20 protein-coding genes and 2 pseudogenes are annotated in these 23525 nt (G+C 37.6%); 14 read left to right on the forward strand and 8 right to left on the reverse strand.

Translation table 11 applies throughout. The features are described 5' to 3' along the window. Positions 1–329: 329 nt before the first annotated feature. The 6 genes from N824_RS19890 (at position 330) to murA (ending at position 8156) form a co-directional block, all read left to right on the forward strand. Positions 330–845 (forward strand): PH domain-containing protein, encoded by a 516-nt coding sequence (locus N824_RS19890; protein WP_048906898.1) that lies wholly within the window; start codon positions 330–332, stop codon positions 843–845. Between the two features lie 2 nt (positions 846–847). After that, the gene (locus N824_RS19895; RefSeq protein ID WP_048906899.1) at positions 848–2380 is read left to right on the forward strand and encodes a PH domain-containing protein; all 1533 of its coding nucleotides are present in this window, start codon (positions 848–850) and stop codon (positions 2378–2380) included. A 537-nt stretch (positions 2381–2917) separates the two neighbouring features. Then, on the forward strand, positions 2918–3406 hold the full coding sequence (locus N824_RS34465) for a DUF6266 family protein (RefSeq protein WP_255327464.1): 489 nt from the start codon (positions 2918–2920) through the stop codon (positions 3404–3406). A gap of 256 nt (positions 3407–3662) precedes the next feature. Then, positions 3663–5987 (forward strand): ATP-dependent helicase, encoded by a 2325-nt coding sequence (locus tag N824_RS19905; protein ID WP_048906901.1) that lies wholly within the window; start codon positions 3663–3665, stop codon positions 5985–5987. A 133-nt stretch (positions 5988–6120) separates the two neighbouring features. Beyond that, positions 6121–6792 carry a DUF4290 domain-containing protein gene (locus N824_RS19910; RefSeq protein ID WP_048906902.1) on the forward strand — a complete coding sequence of 224 codons (672 nt, stop codon included), beginning with the start codon at positions 6121–6123 and terminating at the stop codon, positions 6790–6792. Positions 6793–6830: 38 nt separating this feature from the next. After that, entirely contained in the window at positions 6831–8156 is a 1326-nt protein-coding gene (gene murA / locus N824_RS19915) for a UDP-N-acetylglucosamine 1-carboxyvinyltransferase (protein WP_048906903.1), read from the forward strand. Positions 8157–8237: 81 nt separating this feature from the next. Here murA and N824_RS19920 read toward each other — a convergent pair whose 3' ends face one another. The 3 genes from N824_RS19920 to N824_RS37390 all read right to left on the reverse strand — a co-directional run bounded on the left by N824_RS19920 (position 8238) and on the right by N824_RS37390 (position 10863). Continuing rightward, a complete protein-coding gene (locus N824_RS19920; RefSeq protein WP_048906904.1) occupies positions 8238–9599 on the reverse strand; it encodes a pyridoxal-phosphate dependent enzyme in 1362 nt (453 codons plus the stop codon). Between the two features lie 171 nt (positions 9600–9770). Continuing rightward, positions 9771–10361 carry a DNA-processing protein DprA gene (locus N824_RS37385; protein ID WP_306413913.1) on the reverse strand — a complete coding sequence of 197 codons (591 nt, stop codon included), beginning with the start codon at positions 10359–10361 and terminating at the stop codon, positions 9771–9773. A 13-nt stretch (positions 10362–10374) separates the two neighbouring features. Beyond that, a complete protein-coding gene (locus N824_RS37390) occupies positions 10375–10863 on the reverse strand; it encodes a DNA-processing protein DprA (protein ID WP_306413914.1) in 489 nt (162 codons plus the stop codon). Between the two features lie 176 nt (positions 10864–11039). Between N824_RS37390 and N824_RS19930 the strand changes: the two genes are divergently transcribed. The 3 genes and pseudogenes from N824_RS19930 to N824_RS19940 all read left to right on the forward strand — a co-directional run bounded on the left by N824_RS19930 (position 11040) and on the right by N824_RS19940 (position 12851). Next, the gene (locus N824_RS19930) at positions 11040–11375 is read left to right on the forward strand and encodes a BlaI/MecI/CopY family transcriptional regulator (RefSeq protein WP_373419292.1); all 336 of its coding nucleotides are present in this window, start codon (positions 11040–11042) and stop codon (positions 11373–11375) included. Continuing rightward, a pseudogene (locus N824_RS19935) lies at positions 11372–12598 on the forward strand (M56 family metallopeptidase). Before N824_RS19930 ends, N824_RS19935 begins: the two are co-directional and overlap by 4 nt. Positions 12599–12635: 37 nt before the next feature. Continuing rightward, entirely contained in the window at positions 12636–12851 is a 216-nt protein-coding gene (locus tag N824_RS19940; RefSeq protein WP_048906907.1) for a hypothetical protein, read from the forward strand. Between the two features lie 3 nt (positions 12852–12854). Here the strand turns inward: N824_RS19940 and rsmG are convergent, their stop codons facing one another. Beyond that, on the reverse strand, positions 12855–13487 hold the full coding sequence (rsmG, locus tag N824_RS19945) for a 16S rRNA (guanine(527)-N(7))-methyltransferase RsmG (RefSeq protein ID WP_048906908.1): 633 nt from the start codon (positions 13485–13487) through the stop codon (positions 12855–12857). Beyond that, positions 13478–14599 (reverse strand): annotated as a pseudogene (locus tag N824_RS19950) (glycosyltransferase). The gene rsmG and the pseudogene N824_RS19950 overlap by 10 nt, the downstream one beginning before the upstream one ends. A gap of 170 nt (positions 14600–14769) precedes the next feature. On the opposite strand from N824_RS19950, the gene tgt reads away from it, so the two are divergent. The 5 genes from tgt to N824_RS19975 all read left to right on the forward strand — a co-directional run bounded on the left by tgt (position 14770) and on the right by N824_RS19975 (position 21394). Beyond that, complete coding sequence (tgt, locus tag N824_RS19955; protein ID WP_048906910.1) at positions 14770–15900, forward strand: tRNA guanosine(34) transglycosylase Tgt; 1131 nt, start codon at positions 14770–14772, stop codon at positions 15898–15900. Next, positions 15901–17004: an LptF/LptG family permease gene (locus N824_RS19960; protein WP_048906911.1), complete on the forward strand. Its 1104-nt coding sequence runs from the start codon at positions 15901–15903 to the stop codon at positions 17002–17004. After that, positions 17004–17900, forward strand: coding sequence for a DMT family transporter (locus N824_RS19965; RefSeq protein WP_048906912.1), 897 nt, complete (start codon positions 17004–17006; stop codon positions 17898–17900). The genes N824_RS19960 and N824_RS19965 overlap by 1 nt, the downstream gene beginning before the upstream one ends. A gap of 401 nt (positions 17901–18301) precedes the next feature. Beyond that, positions 18302–21112, forward strand: coding sequence for a hypothetical protein (locus N824_RS19970; RefSeq protein ID WP_048906913.1), 2811 nt, complete (start codon positions 18302–18304; stop codon positions 21110–21112). Positions 21113–21115: 3 nt separating this feature from the next. Then, the gene (locus tag N824_RS19975) at positions 21116–21394 is read left to right on the forward strand and encodes a LapA family protein (protein ID WP_048906914.1); all 279 of its coding nucleotides are present in this window, start codon (positions 21116–21118) and stop codon (positions 21392–21394) included. Between the two features lie 134 nt (positions 21395–21528). On the opposite strand, the gene N824_RS19980 is transcribed toward N824_RS19975, so the two are convergent. The 3 genes from N824_RS19980 to N824_RS19990 form a co-directional block, all read right to left on the reverse strand. After that, positions 21529–21945 carry an OsmC family protein gene (locus N824_RS19980; RefSeq protein WP_048906915.1) on the reverse strand — a complete coding sequence of 139 codons (417 nt, stop codon included), beginning with the start codon at positions 21943–21945 and terminating at the stop codon, positions 21529–21531. 38 nt (positions 21946–21983) lie between these two features. Continuing rightward, on the reverse strand, positions 21984–22787 hold the full coding sequence (gene ispE, locus N824_RS19985; RefSeq protein WP_048906916.1) for a 4-(cytidine 5'-diphospho)-2-C-methyl-D-erythritol kinase: 804 nt from the start codon (positions 22785–22787) through the stop codon (positions 21984–21986). Between the two features lie 64 nt (positions 22788–22851). Then, positions 22852–23292: an energy transducer TonB gene (locus tag N824_RS19990; protein ID WP_048906917.1), complete on the reverse strand. Its 441-nt coding sequence runs from the start codon at positions 23290–23292 to the stop codon at positions 22852–22854. Between the last annotated feature and the right edge of the window lie 233 nt (positions 23293–23525).

A 23525-nucleotide genomic window follows, 5' to 3' on the forward strand; every position in this document is an offset into this window, starting at 1 on the left:
TTTTTTACAATTTTCTACAGAAAAAAAGTCCTTAGTTAGTGGTAGCAAAACTAATTAAATTATACCAGTTGGTAGTATTTACAGATGCTAATTTATACTTGGCTGGAATACTTTTTTCAGAATGATATTAAAAAGAAAAGGGATAAACATTTCTGCTTACCCCCTTAAATTAACGCTCTCACAATAAAGGTAACTATTCTGTTACATACTCGCAACTATTATTTCAAATTTATTTAGTTTAGAATACTTCGACTGTTTTGTGTGATGGCTATTGTTGACAAGAAGAATAATTCCCTAACTTCGTTTAGTACATCATCAAAAAAGCAGGAATGACGGAATTCACTAATGAAACCATAGATACAGATTCATTACCCAAATGTGAAGAAGTACAGCTAACCCCACTAAACAGCAAGTACTGGAATGTAATGCTCATCAATATCTTTATATTCTTATTCATCTTAGCAGCTGGTTTAACTACACTACTAATACTTAATGCCAATGCAAGAGCTTACCTGTATGTATTACCTGGCATTTATATCGTGTTTGCAGTCCTGTTATTCATTTTGTATAGAGCCAGTTTTAAAAAACGAGGATTTGCCGTTCGAGAAAAAGACATTCTATACACCAGCGGAATTATTGCCTTATCAACCACTATAGTTCCCTTTTCCAGAATACAACACATTGCTTTAGACGAAGGTTTATTTTCAAGAATATACGGCTTAGGCGAATTAAAAATTTTCACTGCCGGAGGTAGTTCGGGTAGTTTACATATTCCAGGAATTGAAATTGACAATGCAAAAAGCATTAAAGAATTGCTCATGAAACAAATAAATGAGGCCGATTAACGATGTCTGAAGCACCAAATATAACATACGATTTCTCCGAGCCCCGAAAACAATCGGCTTCAGGCATTATTATCATGTTTGCCAATAGTTTTCAAAAGGTAGTTAGGGCTTTGGCACTTCCGCTTATCCTGATTATAGTTAAATCAAAAGATTCGGGCAACCTGGCACTGATACTGATTGCTTTTTTATGCTTGTTAACAATAATTCTGGCACTATTTGCTTATTTTAGCTACCAAAAATTCACCTTTTTTCTAGACGAGAAGAAGCAAGAATTCATTATCAATAGTGGCATTTTCAGTAAAACCTCACTCACTATCCAACTCAATAAAATACAGCAGGTAAATATAAATCAGAACCTGTTACAGCAAGTTGTTGGGGTGTATAGCCTGGAAATTGATACCGCCGGAAGCGAAAAGAAAGAAGCAAGCATTAAAGCTATAGATCATGCTACGGCCACTATTCTTAAACAAAAGCTGTTGAGTCGTGACCTGTCAGAAAGCGAAACTATTGATTTACAAGCAGATAACCAGGATATAGAATCCGCTCCTCCTCTTCTTAAACTAAGCACCAATACCCTACTTAAAATAGGCATAACCACTAACTATGGAGCCAGTTTATTATTATTAACAGGTTTTATTTTTGGAGCTTTCCAATTATTTAAAGACTATACAGAGGCACTGGAAATAGAAAGGGAACAATTTACTCAGATGCTCAGCAAAGGCATCACCGTTTTCTCCTTATGTTTTGTGGTGGTATTTGCTTTAATTATCATTCTGGCAACAAACATCATCAGAACGTTTGTAAAGTATTTCAACTTTAAAATCATTAAGCAAAAAGGGGCACTCGCAGTCAGTTCCGGCTTATTTACGCACAAAAATGTATTGCTAACCCCTAATAAAGTTCAGTTAAGTGCATACAGCCAGAATTATTTCCAGAAAAAATTCGATCTGCTGAACATGAAAATTAAGCAGGCTTCATTTGATTCTGCTGATAAGGAAGACAGTAAAAAATCGGACATAGAAATACCGGGTTGCAGCGAAACAGAGCGCAATGAAGTTTTAAAGATGATTCTTAGTAGGGCACCAACAAAAGGTGCAGAACTAAAACCAAACTACCGCTTCATCTTTCTGCAAACAATGATCTGGATTGTATTTCCAATATCAGTATTTGCATTGTTAAGCATCTATACCCTCCCCCTACTAAGAAGCTATTTATTTATGATTGCACCTTATATAATAGTGGTTGGCACAATGCTGTATTTCGAATTTAAGCACCACAGATTATATGTTGATGAGCATTTCATCGTTAAAAAAACTGGGATCTGGGATGTAGAGCACGAGATCATTGAGCCCCATAAAATACAGGCAATAACAGCCAAACAATATTTTTGGCATAAAGCTGCAGATGTAGGTCATTTGATCATCCACACCGCAGCCGGTGTAATTCACTTCAAATATGGAAACTACACCCACATTAAAAGTCTTGTAAACTATTGGACCTATAAGATTGAAGTTTCCAAAAAAGATTGGATGTAATTAACCGCTATACATTGATAAATGCTTAAATTTTACTCGTTTTAGTAAAAAAATAATGAAAATTTTTCTTTGATTCCATCCGGCTGACAGCATTTCTGGGTGATTTTAACCGAGGGTACGGCACCTCCCCGGCACTGCCATATTATATTTCTTCTGTTTAACTTTGAAAGTAAATGATTTGGGGGTGTGTTAAGCGTCTGGCCGGAGATTGGTGTGGCCTTAGTCAGCCGGATAAAATAGCTGACTTTCAGACGACTACTCAACGACTTTGGAACGACTTGGCACGACCATTATCATTTGCAAAGCTTTTTTAAGTGAACTAAAAATTGCGAAACAAACTAAGGTGTATTAGAGTAAAGCATAATAAGATAATTAAATAAGTGTTCATCATTAAAAACAGTAAAATGGCAAAAATTACAAAGGAATCTTAGGCGCAGGATCTGGTAAGATAGGCCCTGTAATTGGAGGAACATGAGAACGTACCCCTTTCAGACTTCCGGTTTCCAAAACGATTAAGAAATCAAATACACTGCTCAAATAGAAAGCAGGCAAAAACTAAGGTTCATAAATGAACTGCTGGTACCTTTCCAGCCCTATGTTTCAATAGGCTTTATCCATCATGCACAGGATGGAACGGAGATTAGCGCAACTTTTTCTGAAAATTATCATAAAGCTGTTGTAGGCACACACCCCAATTACACAGTAGTTTACCATGAATGTGTGATCAGTAAGTGTAATTTACCTATGATTGAAGAAATAGATATGGAACTGCAAACACCTGATATTTTAAAACTTAGCTGGTTAGAGAACGGGATTAAGATTACATCCTTTGATGATCAGGCTATGCTGATAGTCTATTGTCCTGAACTTCATAGAACAGATGTTTTTTCTGGTGGTGTAAAATGTTCCGATGCGCAATGTACTTTTAAATTTAATCCAAAAATGGCAGGTAAAAGACTTAAAATTTATGATCAGTTCATTAAACAGGAAAAAATAGGAAATAGCCGATACCTGGGAAGTATTTAGCCTATTTTTAAAGCGATCGTCTTAAAGCAGTCATCCAGGCAGCCGTCCGACGATAGGAGAGATCCCTTGAATAGCACAGGCAAGAGATCTCTCTTATCGTCGAGATGACGAGATCGCTTATGCTACAAATTTTCCTCTGCAAGAATTGGAAACAGTACCAGATACTTTTTGAAACAACTCCTAAAAAATGTAGCTTTGTAACCTAAAAAGATTATATCTTAAGTATTATACCCTAAAGCAGAAACAGGAACGGATTTTGGATTATTTAGCAGGTTTAAACCCCCAACAACGCGCAGCAGTAGAAAACACACAAGGCCCGGCAATGATAGTTGCAGGTGCTGGTTCCGGTAAAACACGTGTAATTACATATAGAGTAGCCCACCTCATTCAAAAAGGTGTGGATCCTTTTAATATCCTTGTACTTACCTTTACCAATAAGGCGTCTAAAGACATGCGCGAGAGGATTATGAAAGTAGTTGGCCCAGAAGCAAAAAACATCTGGATGGGTACTTTTCACTCTGTATTTTCCAAGATATTAAGGGTTGAAGCTGAAAAAATTGGATATCCATCTAACTTTACAATATATGATACAGACGACAGTAAAAGTCTGATCAGATCTATATTAAAAGAGATGCAGCTTGACGACAAGTTGTATAACGCCAACTTTGTTTACAACAGGATTTCATCTGCTAAAAACAACCTGGTTTCATATTCAGAGTATCTTCAAAGCGCTGAAATTCAGGCTGAAGATGTCAGCAATAAACGCCCTTTAATGGGTTCTATTTATGAAACGTATACCAAACGGTGTTTTAAAGCCGGAGCAATGGATTTTGATGATTTACTTTTCAAAACCAATGTCCTGCTTAAAAACCATCCGGATGTATTAAATAAATACCAGCAGAAATTTAAATACCTGATGGTTGATGAGTATCAGGATACTAACTTTTCGCAATACACAATTGTGAAAAAACTGGCTGCTGCATACCAAAATATATGCGTTGTAGGTGATGATGCCCAAAGTATCTATGCCTTTAGGGGTGCAAACATCCAGAATATATTAAACTTTGAGCGTGATTATCCTGAGTTGCAGGTCTACAAATTAGAGCAGAATTACCGTTCTACACAAAATATTGTTGAGGTTGCCAACAGCATCATCGCAAATAACAAAAACCAGCTGGAGAAGAATGTATTTTCTGACAATGAGGCCGGCGATAGAATTAAAGTTCAGCGCGCATTTACAGATAACGAAGAAGGTAAACTGGTTGCCGAAGCCATTGTTCAGGATCGTAGTTCAAAAGGACTTAAGTTTAGTGATTTCGCTATTCTTTATAGAACAAATGCACAATCAAGGGCTATGGAGGAGGCTTTAAGGAAAATAAATGTTCCTTATAAAATATACGGAGGCCTCTCCTTCTATCAACGTAAGGAGATAAAGGATTTAATTGCCTATTTCCGTTTAACCTTTAATCCTAGTGACGAAGAGGCGATAAAAAGAGTAATCAACTACCCTCGTCGCGGACTCGGTGATACTACGGTTGAGAAGATCATAGTTGCTGCCGATAAGCATGACATCACCATGTGGCAGGTAATATGCAGTCCGCAACAGTATATAGAAGGAAGAATAGCAAACCAATTGAATGATTTTGCCATGCTGATACAAAGCTTTGCTGCAGAATCTAAGAAATTGGATGCTTACGAAACCGCACTCTATATTGCACAGCACTCGGGCATATTAAAAGAATTACATACCGACGACAGTATTGAAGGGCGCAGCAGATACGAAAACATTCAGGAGTTACTAAATGGTATCAAAGAATTTGCTGAGCGTGAAGATATTGAAGATAGAAGTCTTGCTATTTTTATGCAGGATATCGCATTGTTAACCAATGACGATAGACAGGATGAAAAAGATAAAGAGACTGTTTCGTTAATGACCATACACTCCGCAAAAGGATTGGAGTTTAAAAACGTATTTGTAGTAGGATTAGAAGAAAACCTGTTCCCCTCGCAAATGAGTTTAAACTCGCGTACCGATCTGGAGGAAGAACGACGTTTATTTTATGTTGCCATAACAAGGGCAGAGAAAAAGCTGACTTTAACTTATGCTACTTCCAGATACCGTTGGGGAACTTTAACCAATTGTGAACCAAGCAGATTCATAAATGAAATTAATGCGCGCTATTTAGAAATTGAAGTGGTAAAACCAGCTAAAAGTAATTTAGGACAAGACAGTTTTGATGGCGAACGCAGAAGCTGGACACAGCAAAGGGATAGCTTTAGCAAACCAAAACCTGCAATGTCAAGCTCAGGTGCAGGTACAGCTACAGGAACAAGCTCCCCTGCTCCTCGTCCAAAAACTACTTCATTGCTTCCAAAGGCACACGTACCAACACCTGGTTTCGCTCCTGATGCTGCCAATCTATTCCAAAATGGAATGGATGTAGAGCATGAAAAGTTCGGTTTTGGTAAAATAGTTGCCTTAGAAGGTACATTACCTGATGTAAAAGCCACTGTTTTTTTTCAGGGACTGGGTAATAAGCAGTTATTATTAAAATTTGCTAAATTGCGAATTGTTAAATAAGATATATATTTGCTAAATCTGTATTAACTTAGACAGAGAATCGTAAGGCTTATAAATAATCTACAACGAGAATTATATAAAAATTGAAATTTAGCCGTTATTCCTGAACGACTACTTCATAGAAATAAATTAAATGAATTTCGACTATAATACCACTAGAAACGAATTAATTCTGGCCGAATATGGCCGTAATGTACAAAACATGGTTAAGTACATTATTGAATTACCCGATCGTGAAGAACGCAATAAATATGCACAGGCAGTAATCGACTTAATGGGATTCTTAAATCCTCATTTGCGTGATGTTGCCGATTTTAAACATAAACTTTGGGACCACTTACACATTATATCTGGATATCAAATAGATGTGGACAGTCCTTATCCTAAGCCTACTCCTGAGGCAGCGTTAATAAAACCTGACCATATTGGATATCCTCAGCAAAAAATCAAATACAAGCATTACGGAAAAACAGTTGAAGTAATGATTGAAAAGGCTAAAGCTGTTGATGAACCAGAACGCAGAGCTGCTATGGTACAAGGCATAGCAAACTTCATGAAAATGGCTTATGTTACCTGGAATAAAGATAGCGTAGCTGACGAAACAATCTTCAAAAATTTACGTGAACTATCTGGTGGTCAGCTTGAACTGGATGACAATGTTAATCTAAACAAAGTTGAATTTAAGCCTGTTGTAAGCAGACCTACAAATAACAACAACCGCGGTAGAAACAACAATAACAATAAAGGCAGACAAAATAATAACAACCGTCAGCAACGCAACAATAACCCTAAGCAGAGACATTAATTCTTACCAATTTTAATATTTAGATCCTTAACAGTAGTATGAACGCATTTGAAATAATTGGTGGAAAGAAGTTAAAAGGTGAAATTCATCCTCAGGGAGCAAAAAATGAGGCTTTACAGATCATTGCTGCTGTTTTATTAACAGATCAGAAAATTACCATCAGTAATATTCCAGATATCAAAGATGTAAACAAGCTTATTGAATTGTTAGGCGATATGGGGGTAACCATAGAGCGCTTATCTAAAGACACGTACACCTTTGAAGCTAAAAACATTGACCTTAAATTCTTCTTATCCGATGCTTTTAAAGCTAAAGGCGGTGGTTTAAGAGGTTCTATCATGATAGTTGGCCCTCTTTTAGGCCGTTTTGGTACCGCTGCAATTCCTAAGCCGGGAGGCGATAAAATAGGCAGAAGAAGATTAGATACTCACTTTTTAGGCTTTGAAAAATTAGGTGCTAAGTTTGTGTACGACTCTAAAAAAGAGTTTTTTAATGTAGATGCTACAAACCTTAAAGGCGCATATATATTATTAGACGAGGCTTCGGTAACAGGAACTGCCAATATTGTTATGGCAGCCGTACTTGCCAAAGGTACTACTACCATATATAATGCGGCATGCGAACCTTACCTGCAACAGCTTTGTAAAATGCTGAACCGCATGGGTGCAAAAATCACCGGTGTTGGTTCTAACCTGCTTACTATTGAAGGAGTGGAAAAACTAGGTGGCACTGAACACAGAATGCTTCCTGATATGATTGAAATTGGTTCATTCATAGGCTTAGCAGCAATGACCGAATCTGAAATCACGATTAAAAATGTGTGCTATTCTGAGCTTGGTGTAATTCCCGATGTATTCAGAAAGCTGGGTATCAAATTTGAATTGCGAGGAGATGACATCTATATTCCTTCTCAAAAACATTATGTAATTGAGTCATTTATAGATGGTTCAATGCTTACTATTGCCGATTCTCCATGGCCGGGCTTTACTCCGGATCTTTTAAGCATTGTGTTGGTTATTGCTACACAAGCAAGAGGAAACGTGCTTATTCACCAGAAAATGTTCGAAAGCAGATTGTTTTTTGTTGACAAGTTGATTGATATGGGTGCCCAGATCATTCTTTGTGACCCACATAGAGCAACAGTTAACGGTATTGACAAGAAATATAAACTTAGGGGTATCAGCATGACATCTCCTGATATACGCGCCGGGGTTTCTTTATTAATTGCGGCCCTATCTGCCGAAGGAAAATCTACGATCTTTAATATTGAGCAGATTGAGCGTGGTTATCAAGACATTGACATTCGCTTACGTGCATTAGGTGCACAAATTAAACGTATCGAGGCTTCTGCTCCATCTCACTAAAAAACATTATTATACTATACAATAAAAAAGCCCCAATTGGGGCTTTTTTATTGTATAGTGGTTTTTGTCTCGGTTGCTTATTTAAGCAGAAATAGCATTAATAATATCATACTGAGTGATAATCTCGATCTTACCCCCTTCTGTCTCAACCAGTACCGCACTGTTTTCTATGTTTATTAACGCAGAAATCCTGTCAATTGATGTATTGAGGTCAACAAAAGGAAATCCGGATGACATAATCTCCTGAACCTTAGCTGATTTAAGTGAAGGATTTTCCATCAAAGCCTTTAAAATATCTCCTTCGGCCAGTTTACCAACAACCATTTCTTTTTGGGTAACCGGAATCTGCGAGATATTTAGCATATGCATAGTATTAATTGCTTCAAGAATAGTCTTTTCACAATCAATAGTTACAATTTCTGTTTTGTCTTTTTTATCGATAATAGTAGCAGCTGTAAGCTTTTCGTCTTTTAAAAAGCCACGCTCTCTCAACCAATCCTCGTTGTACATTTTACCCATATATCTACTGCCATGGTCATGAAATATGATCACTACAACATCTTCAGGTTTCAGTTTATCTTTTAATTGCAACAGTCCGGCAACTGCAGAACCTGCTGAATTACCAACAAAAATTCCTTCTTTGCGTGCTATATCACGCGTCATCAAGGCTGCATCTTTATCTGTTACCTTTTCAAAAAGGTCAATGATATCAAAATCAACATTTTTAGGAAGAAAATCTTCTCCAATACCCTCAGTTATATAAGGATAGACCTCATTTTTATCAAATATTCCGGTCTCTTTATATTTCTTAAAAACCGATCCGTAAGTATCAATGCCCCAAACTTTAATATTAGGATTCTGTTCTTTAAGGTATTTCCCGGTACCAGAAATAGTGCCTCCCGTACCAACACCTACTATCAGGTGAGTGATCTTTCCTTCTGTTTGTGCCCATATTTCAGGACCAGTTTGCTCATAATGGGCCTGCGAGTTAGATAAATTATCATACTGGTTGGGCTTCCATGAGTTTGGAACCTCACGCTCTAAACGTGTAGATACTGAATAATAAGACCTTGGATCTTCTGGTTCAACGTTAGTTGGACATACTATTACCTCAGCACCAAACGCACGCAAAGCATCTACCTTTTCTTTTGATTGCTTGTCGGTAGTAGTAAAAATACACTTGTAACCTTTTATAATTGCAGCCATAGCTAATCCCATACCGGTATTTCCGGATGTTCCTTCTATTATGGTGCCACCTGGTTTCAGTTTACCACTTTTTTCAGCGTCTTCTATCATCTTAACCGCCATACGATCTTTTATTGAGTTACCAGGATTGGTTGTCTCAATTTTAGCCAATATCGTAGCCGGAATATCCTTTGTAATGTTATTCAATTTTACCAATGGTGTATTACCAATGGTTTCTAAAATATTGTTGTACCACATGACACAAAAATACAGATTGAAGATTGGAATTTTATTTATAAATAAATATTCGTAATTTAATATTGAAAAAATGCAAAATATAGAATATTATTTTAATCTAGTACTCCAATAGACTTACAAACAATGCAATATATAGGTAAATAAAAAATTTCATTATGGATCTCAACTGAGTTAACCGCTCAATTTATACGTTTTACCCGGTAAAGAAATCAGAATCCCTTGCATTTCAAGGTTTAACAAATGCATGGCGAGCTTGCTTTGAGGAATTTCCGACCGTATGGACAGTTCATCGATCCTCAAATCCGATACCTGTAAAAGGTCAACAATTTTCTGTTCTTCAGTGGAGAGCCCTATTAACAATTGAGTTTGCTCAGTCTTTTTTGTCTTTATTTCATCCCATCCCAGGTAATAAGTCAGGTCCTTTGCATGATTAATCAACGCTGCCCTATTCGTTTTAATCAGGAAATTACATCCCTCAGAGCTCACATCAGTTGTTCTGCCGGGGAAAGCATAAACATCCTGATTATATGAATTCGCAATATAAGCTGTAATTAAAGCACCTCCTTTACCAGTAGCCTCTACAACTATTGTGGCATCTGCAAGCCCTGCAATAATGCGGTTTCGCTTAGGAAGATTCTCTTTATCTGGATTGGTGTGCAACGGGAATTCGGTAAGCAAACCACCGTTTAGCATCATTTTTTTGGGCAATTGACTGATGTAATTGAGGGTAAACCCGATCAAGCCCATGCGCAAGAATGCCAATGGTAAGTATTTCCTAATACAAGCTTTCTTTATGAGCAGCTATATCAATACCATATGCCAGGCCGCTAACTATAACAACATCATAATCAGCCAAAGTTATAGCCAGTTGTTTGCACAGTTGCCTACCATATTCTGTTGCCTTTCTGGTGCCAACAACGCTTACAATTCTACTATGGTTAAGGTTAGCAGTGCCTTTATAGTATAGTAAAACGGGTGCATCAAAGCAGTTTTTTAACCGTTTAGGATAGTTATCATCGGTATAAAACAAAACATCAACCTTGTGCTTTTTAATAAATTTTAGTTGCTCTTCAGCAATTTTTAGGGCATCATTGGTCAGGATTTGATCTGCGGTTGCAGGCCCAATCCCTGGAATTTGTAATAATTCTTTTCTACTTGCTTTAAATACAGCCTCTGCATTACCAAAATGCTCCAGCAAACTTTTGGCTGTTACATGCCCCACACTCTTAATTAATGTGAGGCCTATTTTGTGGATTAAACTCATGGCTAAATTATATCTTATTTACCTACCCACCAATACTCTAAAATATATAGCTGTAAATCAGGAAATTAAAAACAAACTACAAAAATAGTTTGTAAACTATAAAAATAGTAGTAACTTTAATTAACAACAATATTTAATACATGATGAGAGAACTTACAAAGGCGGAAGAACAGGTAATGCTAATTTTATGGGAAATAAAAGAGGGGTTGGTAAAGGATGTTATAGATAAAATGACCCCACCAAAACCAGCATACAATACAGTATCAACGGTAATCAGGGTATTAGAAGGCAAGGGATTTATTGATCATAAAGCAATTGGAAATACTCATATCTACTTCCCTATAATAACTGAAGACGAATACAAACACTTTGCATTTGATAAAGTAATGAATAATTACTTCGAAAATTCTTACCAGAGCCTGGTATCCTTCCTTGTAAAAGAGAAAAACATGGACATGGATGAGCTTGACGAATTGATCCAACTTGCTGAAAAACTTAAAAACAAGAAATGATGAACTGGTTGTACTATCTGCTGGAGGCTAACCTATACTTAGCTGCGTTTTACGGCTTCTACCGTTTGCTTTTACATAAGGAAACTTTCTATTCCTTAAATAGGTATTACCTTATTATAACGAGTATTATAGCTTTTATTATTCCATTTTTGCAGGTAGGCTACCTAAATAATCTATTAAACACTCAACAAAATGATAACGCTTCTGCCGCTCTATTTACAATAAAGTTATCAGGAGCGGATACTAAAAGCGGCTTAGACTGGCTATTTACTGACAACAACCTCCTTATAGTAGGTTATTTGGTTATTGTTGCGTTGTTTATCATTCGACTCCTTATCAATATTTATAGAATAATTTCATTATCATTCAAGGGATCAAAAAAACGCATGGGAAACATCATATATGTAGAACTCCCCAATTCATCTACTGCTTTTTCTTTTTTCAACCTATTGTTTATAAACCCCTCAACAGATAAAAAAAATGCCATTCTTAAACATGAAATGGTACATATACAGCAAAAACATAGCTTTGACATTGTTTTTTTCGAAATCATCCAAATTCTGGCTTGGTTCAATCCTATTACCTATTTCATTAAAAAAGATATCAAATTATTGCACGAGTACATTGCCGATGGAATAACAACAGATACAGAAATTCAGAAACATGAATACGCTATGTTTCTGATACAGAACTCCTTCGGTATGATTCCCAATCAACTTACCAATCAAATATTCAATCAATCAATATTAAAAAGGAGAATTAACATGTTAAACAAAGAAAAATCAACGGGAAGAGCAAGGCTCAAACTCCTGTTTGCATTGCCAATTGCCGGAGGGATGCTCTGCGCATCCACCATGGCGTTTACTAAAGATTATACGATGATAGACTTGTATCCGGAGAAATACGAGTCCAATCAATCTGTAAAGCAGGAAACGCCTAAGAAAAAAGCAACTGAAGTAAAAGAGGTACAAATCAAATCAGGTGCAAAATCTAAAACCACTAAAGAAGCTCAGATTATAAAGGTTAAAATTGCACCACCTCCTCCTCCCGTGGTTAAACAGGTCAAATTCCCACCACCAATAGTAAAACCTGATGAAGTCAGAGCTCCTAAAAAAGCTGTATCGGTTAAGAAAATAAAATTTCCGCCGCCGATTGTAGTTCCGGATAAACCGGTACCGCCTCCACCNAMSAYCRGWWGARCSWSKTCAAATCTCAGGGAATGAGCAAACTACTACAGTTTCTGGGAGAGGTCTATATAGGGTGACGGAAGATATAGGACCAAATCCTTTAATTATTAATGATGGAGAAATAGTAAAGCAGCAAAAAGACAAGATAATGAATTATACCGCTAAAACAGTTTCAGTAATTCCAAAAAACAACGCCGCGGCAATTACACAATATGGCGAAGCAGCAAGAAATGGCGTCATTAAATTAGTAGGAGCCACAATTACTTTCGAGGCAAAACCAGCTGATTAAACCTTACTGCGGTATGTAAACCACGTATTTGGTTTCAAAAAACTCTTCTTCAAAGTAAGCTGAAAGCGGATATAATTCCGCTTTCAGTCGTGATTCAGAAATCTCTTCTTTTAAATCACCACCTTTTAAATATAATATACCATTAGGAATGGCATTTTTAGAGTCTTTATTAAACTTGCCTTTTACCCAGGGATAAAAATCAATAAGTCTGGTAACCGCTCTGGAAACCACAAAATCGTACTTGTCAGCAATCTGCTCTGCTCTTAGGTGACTGGCTTTAACATTCTTTAAACCCAATGCCGCAGCTACTTCAGTAACCACTTTAATCTTTTTACCAATAGAATCAACCAGATGGAACTGAGTTTCTGGAAAAAGAATAGCTAGCGGAATACCAGGAAACCCACCTCCGGTACCAACATCCAATACCCGCTCTCCTGCATTGAAAGTGCAAAATTTGGCAATTCCCAGCGAATGAAGGATATGGCGTTCATATAACTCATCAATATCTTTTCTTGAAATTACATTGATCTGGGAATTCCAGAAACTGTACAATTCGTACAATTGATCGAACTGAGCTATCTGCTGATCAGTCAGCTCCTTAAAATATTTCTGTATTAGAGTAGACTTTATTTCCACTGTACTTTTTTAACAAATATAGACAGAATGCCGTTAAACACTAGAAAAATGAACAATAGAATATCCAAAATAGGAAACCAAATGCTCAAATTACCATAACTTAACCGCTTTAAAAGGCGTGGGTAAACAAAACACCTTATTATAATACTCAATACAAAAACACCAAGTGATATATATAAGGTAGCTTTAAAGAACAACAAAGCGACAAACAAAGCATAAAACAGGAATTGAATAATAATCTGCGACGAGAGGATGAACTTATGTTTTCCTTTATACATTTTACCTGCTCCAAAATGTCTTTTCTTCTGTCTCAGATAAGCACCAAAGCTTGTATTCGGCTCGCTCCAAACATGAGCATCCTTATTAATAGAAATTGCTGTATTACTCTTGGTTGCATGGGCGTTCACAAAAAGATCATCATCGCCCGAAGGGATATGCATGTGTGCAGCAAAACCCTTTTTCTTAAAAAACAATGATTTCTTATACGCCATATTGCGGCCAACCCCCATATAAGGCATACCTTTTAATGCAAATGAAAGGTAATTTACTGCAGTAAAAAATGTCTCGAAACGAATTAAGGCATTCAATATCCCTCTCTTTTTTATGTAAGGTGAGTAACCTAAAAGAATATCCACATGCTCATCTGCAGGTTGCTGCATACCCAGTAACCAATCTTGTGAGGCAGGCAAACAATCGGCATCTGTAAAAACAAGCCATTCGTTTGTGGATGCTTTAATACCCATCGTWWCKRSAMATTTYTTACNNNNTRYARWMWWTTMYCYTTCATTTACGTGAACAACCTTAAGGTGTTTATACTGTTTTTCAAAGGTTTCCAATAATTCTCGTGTACCATCCCACGATCTGTCGTTAACAACAACAACCTCATAATCAGGATAATTCTGTTCCAAAACTGAGGGCAAGTATTCTGTAAGGTTATTCACTTCATTGCGTGCGCAAATCACAACACTTAGTGGCTTTGTACCTGTTTCCGGGATAGGATCAACTTTTACCAGAGCAAGTTTTAAGTGAACAAAGAGGCTAAAATATAGCTGTATTAAGAAGCAAAAGATTAAAGCGCCGAGCAGGCAGCTCTCAATTAAGGTTAATTCCACGATGTATTTTTGTAACTGGCAAATTTCTCATTTTTAATCAGTAATGCACATTTATGTTGATAAAAATTTTAGCCCGTAAATAGCTGGTTTTTTGCTACTTTTGCCCTGATTTTTGTAGAGGAAGATTACACACTAACTTACTCTAATCAAAAAACAATAAACATACACAGATGAAGTTTAGTTTAGAGGCAAAAGATATACATTCAAAAGCAAGAGCAGGAACAATTACAACGGATCACGGAGAGATACAAACTCCTATTTTCATGCCCGTAGGCACTGCAGGAACGGTTAAAGCAGTACATCAAAGAGAGCTTAAAAATGATATCGATGCCAAAATAATTCTTGGGAACACCTACCATTTATATCTTAGACCAGGATTAGACGTCCTGGAACAAGCCGGTGGATTACACAAATTTATTGGCTGGGACCGTCCTATTTTAACCGACAGTGGCGGCTATCAGGTGTATTCTTTGAGCAAAGTAAGAAAGATCAAAGAAGAAGGAGTTACATTTAATTCACATATCGACGGTTCAAAGCATCTATTTACACCTGAATATGCAATGGATATACAACGTACCATTGGGGCCGACATTATCATGGCCTTTGATGAATGTACACCATATCCATGCGATTATAAGTATGCAGCGTCTTCTATTAACATGACCCATCGCTGGTTAAAACGCTGCTGTGCACGATTTGACTCAACAGAGCCAAAATATGGCTTTAACCAAACCCTTTTCCCTATTGTACAGGGTTCAGTCTATAAAGATCTGAGGAAAAAATCTGCTGAATTTATTGCTTCTATGGACCGTGAGGGCAATGCAATAGGCGGCCTTTCTGTTGGTGAACCTGCTGAAGAAATGTACGGGATGACTGAAATAGTATGTGATATTTTACCATACGAAAAGCCTCGTTATTTAATGGGTGTGGGCACTCCTATCAATATTTTAGAGAATATTGCGTTAGGTGTAGATATGTTTGACTGTGTAATGCCTACAAGAAATGCCAGAAATGGTATGCTTTTCACTAAAAATGGTATCATTAATATAGGCAACAAGAAGTGGGCAAATGATTTCTCGCCAATTGAAGCCGACAGTGACCTGCACGCAGACCAGGTGTACTCTAAGGCATATTTAAGGCACTTAATGCACTCAAAAGAGATTTTGGGTGCACAAATAGCTACCTTGCACAACCTACATTTCTATCTTTGGTTGGTTAAACAAGCCCGTGAAAAAATCATTGCAGGTGAGTTTTATGCATGGAAAAACAAAATGGTAACTATCTTAGGGAATAAATTATAAATGAGTTTCTTAAAAGACAGGGTTAAAATCATCGATTGGTACATTATCAGTAAGTATCTGGGCACGTTTCTATACACCCTGACCTTATTTGTAGTGATCATCGTTATTTTTGACTTGTCGGAAAAGCTAGACGATTTTCTAAGCGCAAACCTTACCTTTTGGCAAGTTGTAACCCTGTATTATGCTGGTTCAATCCCTTTCTACGTTAACATGCTCTCGCCATTGATCAATTTTATTGCGGTAATCTTCTTTACTGCAAAGATGGCTGATCAAACCGAAATTGTACCCATCCTAAGTGGCGGAGTAAGCTTTAATCGCTTCCTTTTACCCTATTTTATATCAGCATTCGTCATATTTTCACTAAATCTGGCTTCCAATCTGTTCATTCTGCCTTATACAAATCAGCTTAAAAATAGCTTTGAGAACACCTATGTAAAGAAGAATGCATCGCCGAGCAAGAACAATATCCACATGAAATTAGATGCAAATACGTACATCTACATGGATAGTTTTGACAATAAAACTAAGAAGGGAAGCAGGTTCTCATTAGATAATTTCAAAGGGGATGTATTGACAAAAAAGCTTGTTGCAGAAGAAATATCGTACGATTCTTTAAAGAGATCATGGAAACTAACCAACTACTCTGTAAGGTATATTAATGGCCTTAAAGAGACTTTTGTAAGGGAATTAGTAAAACCTAAAGATACTGTACTGGACATGAGACCGGATGATTTCTCGGCCTACGACAATATATTTGAGAACCTGAGTAACAAAGAGTTATCAGATAAAATCAGAAAAGAAAAGATAAGAGGTACAGGCATTTGGAATGATCTGCTATTTGAGCAATATAAACGCTACCTACACCCCCTTTCTGCGTTTGTTTTAACCCTCATAGGTGTTGCATTATCTTCCAGAAAGGTTCGTGGAGGTGTTGGTTTACCCCTTGGAATAGGCATACTATTAAGCTTTGGTTATATTGTAATGAACCAATTTGCCAAAATGTTCTCTCTAAAAGGAGGCACTTCTCCACTATTTGCAGTGCTGGCACCTACAATATTCTTTGGTCTGCTTGGTTATTATTTACTGAGAAAAGCACCTAAATAATGACCCCGGTTACATCAGAAACATCTGTAACCAGAAATCTATTAATCCTGCATTTTACTGTGTTCATATGGGGCTTTACGGGCATCCTGGGGGCATTAATATCAATAGATGCTGTACAAATGGTATGGTATAGAGTAATGATAGCCAGCATCACGCTGTTCATCTACTTCATGGCTACTAAAACCAGCATCAGAGTAACCAAAAAGCAGTTTATGCAGTTCTTTTTTACGGGCAGTATAGTGGCAATACACTGGATATTATTCTTTCATGCCATCAAGGTTTCTACAGTATCTGTAACGCTGGTATGCCTCTCTTCTTTTACCCTTTTTACGGCTATTTTAGAGCCCCTAATAAAGAAACAGCGCATTCTGATACCCGATGTTATAGTAGGCTTAATCATCATTACAGGCATATATCTGATCTTTAAATTCGAATCAAAATATACTTTGGGCATCATTTTCGGGCTTACTTCGGCCCTTGCATCTAGCTTATTTGCCACCATAAATTCTACTTTAGTCCAAAAAAGCGACCATAAAATCATTGGATTTTATGAGATTACAGGTGCCTTTTTCTGGATCACTTTGTATCGTTTTGCCGATCACAGCTTGCTTACCGAGGCCTTCAATTTAAGTGTTACCGACTGGATTTACCTTACCGTTTTGGGTACCATTTGCACCGCACTTGCCTACGTTGCCGGCGTCTCTGTGATGCGAACTTTGTCGGCTTTTAGGGTAGCACTCATCACCAATCTTGAACCTGTTTACGGCATCCTTTTAGCCTTCATTTTCTTTGGAACTAAAGAGGCAATGTCGACCGGATTTTACTTCGGAGCCGCACTCATTTTAGGCTCAGTTTTCCTTTATCCCATCTACAAAAAAAGAAAGAATTTACAGTAGTAATCGTCTTCTAAAACAAAGGATAGGAGTGCCGTTTTTGCACGCCAGATCTAAGTCAGTTTTCCCTCAAAATAGGACTCATTTGCCAAGCATTTTATACCGGAATATTTTTCATTTCTGTATACATCACGAAATTTTAACAAAGAAATTTTGTTGGATTTTAAGCTTAATTAGTGTACCTTAACAGCAGATTCCGACAACCTGAAATTAATTAGCTCCAGAAATAACAAAACCTTCATTTCTACGCTAAAAATTCACAAAAATCAGAATTATCAGTTCTTTACTTGATTAGTATATTAATTTGAAAATCAATAAATTAAATACATATACATAAATTAAAAAATCATAAAAATTAACCAACAAAAATTTACAAATACTAATTATTTTAGTAAATCAGAAAAATGACATCAAATAAAGAGATCAACCAACTGATAATCAAATTTATAATAACATTAACATTAAGTATAATTTCACATACTGCTTTTGCACAGCTTTTTGGCGGAGAACAAAACCCACTTAGTGTAAAATGGCGACAAATAAATGCATCTGGCTTCAGGATCATCTTTCCGGACGAGCTGGAAAAAGAAGCCCAAAGAATGGCCAATACCCTGGGCTATATTTACCCCCATGTTGGTGGTAGTCTTGGGAGGCAAAAAACCACCCTCCCACTGGTCCTTCAAAACCGTGGAGTGATCGCAAATGGCTTCGTTCAACTTGCTCCAAAAAAGTCGGAATTTTACACCACTCCTCCTCAGCAATTCGATAGTCAGGATTGGCTAAATAACCTTGCCGTTCATGAGCTCAGACACGTGGCTCAATACGACAAATTAACCGGCGGAAAAGCCTACCCTTTTCCTGAGTATGTTTACTTCGCCTGGTTCGGAGTTAGCATACCGCTTTGGTTTTTTGAAGGTGATGCCGTGACCATCGAAACCTCACTCACAAATGCCGGTCGCGGAAGACAGCCTTCATGGATTATGCCTTACCGAACAAGTTTGCTCGAAGGCAAAAATTTCTCATACAGCAAAGTCAGCTTCGGATCTGAAAAAGACATCACCCCCGGCTACTACCAACTCGGCTACCTGATGGCATCGAACATTAGAAAGGAATTTGGAAAAAATATTTTCGACAGCTTGCTTACAGATATCCGCAAAAGACCCGTGAGACCATACCCCTTTTCAAACAGTCTGAAAAAGTTCACAAAGAGCGGATCAAAAAAATGGTTTACCCAAACAACCGAAACTTTAAAAAAAGAATGGACCACGCAATCTGAAAAAACCAAAACAGAAAACTACCCTATACTAAACAACGATTCAAAGTTTGCAACCAACTACTTCCTCCCTGTAAAAATTAAAGACGGCAGAATTCTAACTCTGAAACAAAGCAAGGCAGAGACAGCACACTTCACAATAATCGACAGCGCAAAAAAAGAAACAAAACTGCTAAGCATCGGCTACCAGGAGCAGCCATGGTTTAGTTACGCAAACGACATTGTGGTTTGGGATGAGATCCGTTACGACCCAAGATATAGACAACGCAGTTACAGCGTAATTTGCAGCTACAACCTAAAAACAGGTCGGCAAAAAAAATTGACTACCAGAAGCCGGATCTTCTCACCTGCTCTTTCTGCCGACGGAAAAAAAATAATTGCAGTAAAATTTGACCTGAGCAACAAATGCAACCTGGTAGAACTTGACGCAGAAACCGGTGCGATCCTAAACACCATTGCTAATCCCGAAAATCTGATACTGCAAACTCCCGCGTACAACGCCGCCGGAAACCTGATCACCTACATTAGCGTTGGCGAAAAAGGAAAAGCCTTGTGGGTAACTGACAAGGAAGAAAAAACAGAGGAGTTGATAAAGGAAACGCAGCAGCAGATAAGCAGACCGATATACATTAACCGAGGAATAGCTTTTAACGCACACTACAACGGAATCGATAACATTTACAACATAGATACCATTTCAAAAAAGATAAGCGCTCTGAGCGCCTCTAAATACGGCGCCTTTAATCCGACACAAGCCGACAGCACTGCTCCCATTATTTTCAACAACTACACCCTAAGCGGCTATGGAATTTCAGAGATGCCGCTACAACCAAAACCGCCAGGCGATAACAATTTCGTTTATTTCGGTAACGCCGTCCAAAAACAAGAGAACGCAACAAATGTTTTCGACAACATTCCTGATAGCAGTTATACTTCAAAACCATACCATGCCTTAACAAACCTGTTCAATGTACACAGCATAATTCCGGTTATCGAAAACGAGTACCGCGGCGGCCTGCAACTAAATTCCGACAACCTGCTTAACACTTTCGGTTTTTTTGCAGGAGTAGATTATTACCGTGACCTGAAAAAATTCGAGTACAATGCAGGCTTTACTTTAAAAAGTTTTTATCCGATCATAAGAGCCACCTATAGGAACCGCCCCCGAAGAACTTTCTATAACACAAAATCAGGCGTTCTGCAGGGCGATTGGAGAGAAAACAATGTCCAGCTCCAAGCATCAGTTCCAATAAGCTTAAACGCGCTAAACGAGAGTTACAATTTTTCGTTTAATGCGCTAACCAGTTACACCCAGAGGTACCAGCCCGAAAACCTTCCCAAAAATTTCATCAGCAAGTTAATTTTCCCGATGGAATATAATTTCACCTTTAACCACAGCACGGCACAGGCTGCAAGAGACATTGCACCAAAATGGGCCCAGATATTAAGAATTTCTTACATGCACCAACCATTTGACGACAATCTTGCCGGTCGATTGTTCGCTGTTGAAGGATTTATGTATTTCCCTGGTCTGCTAAAGAATCACTCTTTCCTTGCCAATTTCAATTATCAAAATACATCAGGCATAAGACTGTACGACCAGGAAATAAACACTGTTTATGGCTACAGTAACATCAGGGCAAAAAGTGTTCTTAGAAATACCCTTCTTTTCAACTACCGATTCCCTATCGTTTTCCCCGATGCAGAAATCGGTCCGCTTGCCTATATCAGAAACCTGAGAGCAGGTATGTTTTGCCACTATGAAAACGTTGGTACAGAAACAAATTTAGCAGAACCTAAAACTTTTGGTTTCGAATTACGTAGTAGTATGAACCTGCTGCGTTATCAGCCGATAGTGGATGTGGGCGCCAGGTGTGTTTTTGTAAACAAAGTGTATAACCAAAATCCTATATTAGAATTAATTTTAAACTATAGCTTTTAAGTCATGAAGACCAAAACCATTTTCATAATCGCATTTACAGCAATCATTACCATTTTTTTAATGATAAATACAGACGCCGTAGAATTTAACTTCATTTTTGTAAAGAAAGAAATTTCTAAACTGCTGGTAGTGGGTGTATGTACTTTTGTTGGATTTATACTGGGCTATTGGGCCGGTAGACCCAGAACTACTCTAAGCACCTATGACAGGGTTGATACGCCGATAAAACCCGAAGACCGTAAAAAAGCGTTGAGCGATGAGGATCGCGATTACATCAGTTAAGAGGCAGGAGGCAGTATACATAACACCCGTCATGCTGAATTTATTTCAGCATCTCACACTAACAAATCGGACTTTCAATTGAGTTATGCCGGTCTGCACCGGCATAACGATCCTTTTAACAAATCTCTTATTGATTACTGATGAATTTCGTATGTAAAATTCAGCGTAGCTGAACGCTCCAAAATATTAGATACTGAGCAATATTTTTCGAAAGTTAAAGCAAGTGCTCTTTCTACTTTTTGAACATTTAATGGACCATAAAGATCAAAATGTATGTTTATCACATCAAATATTGGCGGCATCTCTTCATCTTTACGGGTAGCCTTAATATTGATTTTAACATCATTTAATGGCTCTTTTTGTTTTGTTAGCACATTCACTACATCAATTCCACTGCAACCTCCAAGGCCCACCAACAACATCTCCATCGGTCTGAAACCTTTACCTTCTCCGCCAATTTCAGGCTTAGCATCCAGTTCTACAGTTTGACCGCTTGGGTTCTGAGCTTCAAAATTAAATTTATTGTTTTTACGTATCAGGTTAATTTCCATTTGTAAATATCTTTATGCTTGTAATATGTTCTTTGGTACTAAATGTTATAAAACACCTTATTATTCTTTTCTAGTTCGGGTAATCTAACATGATCCTCAAATATTGCAAAAACTGACGAACCACTCCCACTCATGGCAGCAAATATTGCTCCCTCGTGATAAAGTGCTTGTTTTACCGCTTCTATTTCCGGGTACTTCAAAAACACAGTACTTTCAAAATCATTCTTCAGGTTCGGTTTCCAGTCTTTTAACGGCAATTGGATTAACTCCTTTAATGACACACCGGATTTATGAGGCACAATTCCACTATAAGCATCGGCAGTAGCCACATGCACCGGAGGTTTAACCAGTACAATTTGATAGCCCGAAAGATCAACCCCAACCCCGCTAAACTCGTCGCCCTTCCCCTCTGCAAAAACGGGTTTATTGTTAATGAAAAACGCACAATCGGCACCTAACTGCTTTGCATAATCTTCCATTTGATGGGTATTTAAGCCCAATTGAAATTTATCGTTCAGTAACTTGATTAGAAATGCAGCATCAGATGAGCCACCACCTAAGCCGGCCCCAACAGGAATATTTTTAAGCAAGGTGATTTGTTGCGCTGGCAAATCGAAGTCCTTTTTAAGCAATTCAAATGCTTTTAGGCAGATGTTATCCTCAGTACTTCCAGGGATATCGATACCCTTTATCTGACAAGTGGTCTCCTTAGCATCTGTAATTTCTATAACATCATTTATTTTTACCGGATAAAATACCGTTTCCAGGTTGTGGTATCCGTCAGCTCTTTTTTCAGTTACATACAGACCAAGGTTTATCTTGGCATTAGCAAATGCAAGCATTGATTTTGCGTTTATTGTTAAGCCTGCAAACTTACAAAAAATTCATTTCCAGATTTAATGTACTTCATTGACTTAGATTCACTCTTATCGGAAAAAAAACCCGAACCGGAACTTTTCGGTTTTTGCATTTCCCCGGCTTCCATTTAGGCATTGATCGAACATTTTTGAGTACCTGCTTATCCGTTAACGTATACTCATAAGGTTCCTTATCAATAATCTTTTCATCGAGAACAGCGCCATCAACATCAATAATCATCTCAAATCTAATTGTTGCCTGGATGCCGCCATCATCATTAATAAAACCTACATTTTTCAAGGCATGCCTTGACATTTCCCGCAAACCTCCAGGAAATTCAGGCATTTCATCTACAAAGAGATAAATATTTCTTTTTAGTTTAGAATGGTACTTCTTTGAGCAAGATTCATTTTCTGTTATAGGAGTATAACCAGTACGAGCACAGCCTAGTAAGAAAAATACAATTACAAATAGAAACGTTATTTTCATCTACATCTACTTAATGAGCAGAAATCACGCACTTATTTCCAGTCGGATAAACACCAAAACTTAAAATTAATATTTTTGCCCGCAATTTCAATACAAGTCTTAAAAAACAGGACCTTAACAATTTGGCAAATTTTGTTTTTTTGAGTATATTTATAGTCGCGGAATCATCGGCAGCTCAACTCCCTTTGAGTGCACTTAGGTCCACAGTGAGTCCACGTTAACTCCAGGTTTCA

The sequence above is a fragment of the Pedobacter sp. V48 genome, assembly GCF_000523515.1.
GTDB lineage: Bacteria > Bacteroidota > Bacteroidia > Sphingobacteriales > Sphingobacteriaceae > Pedobacter.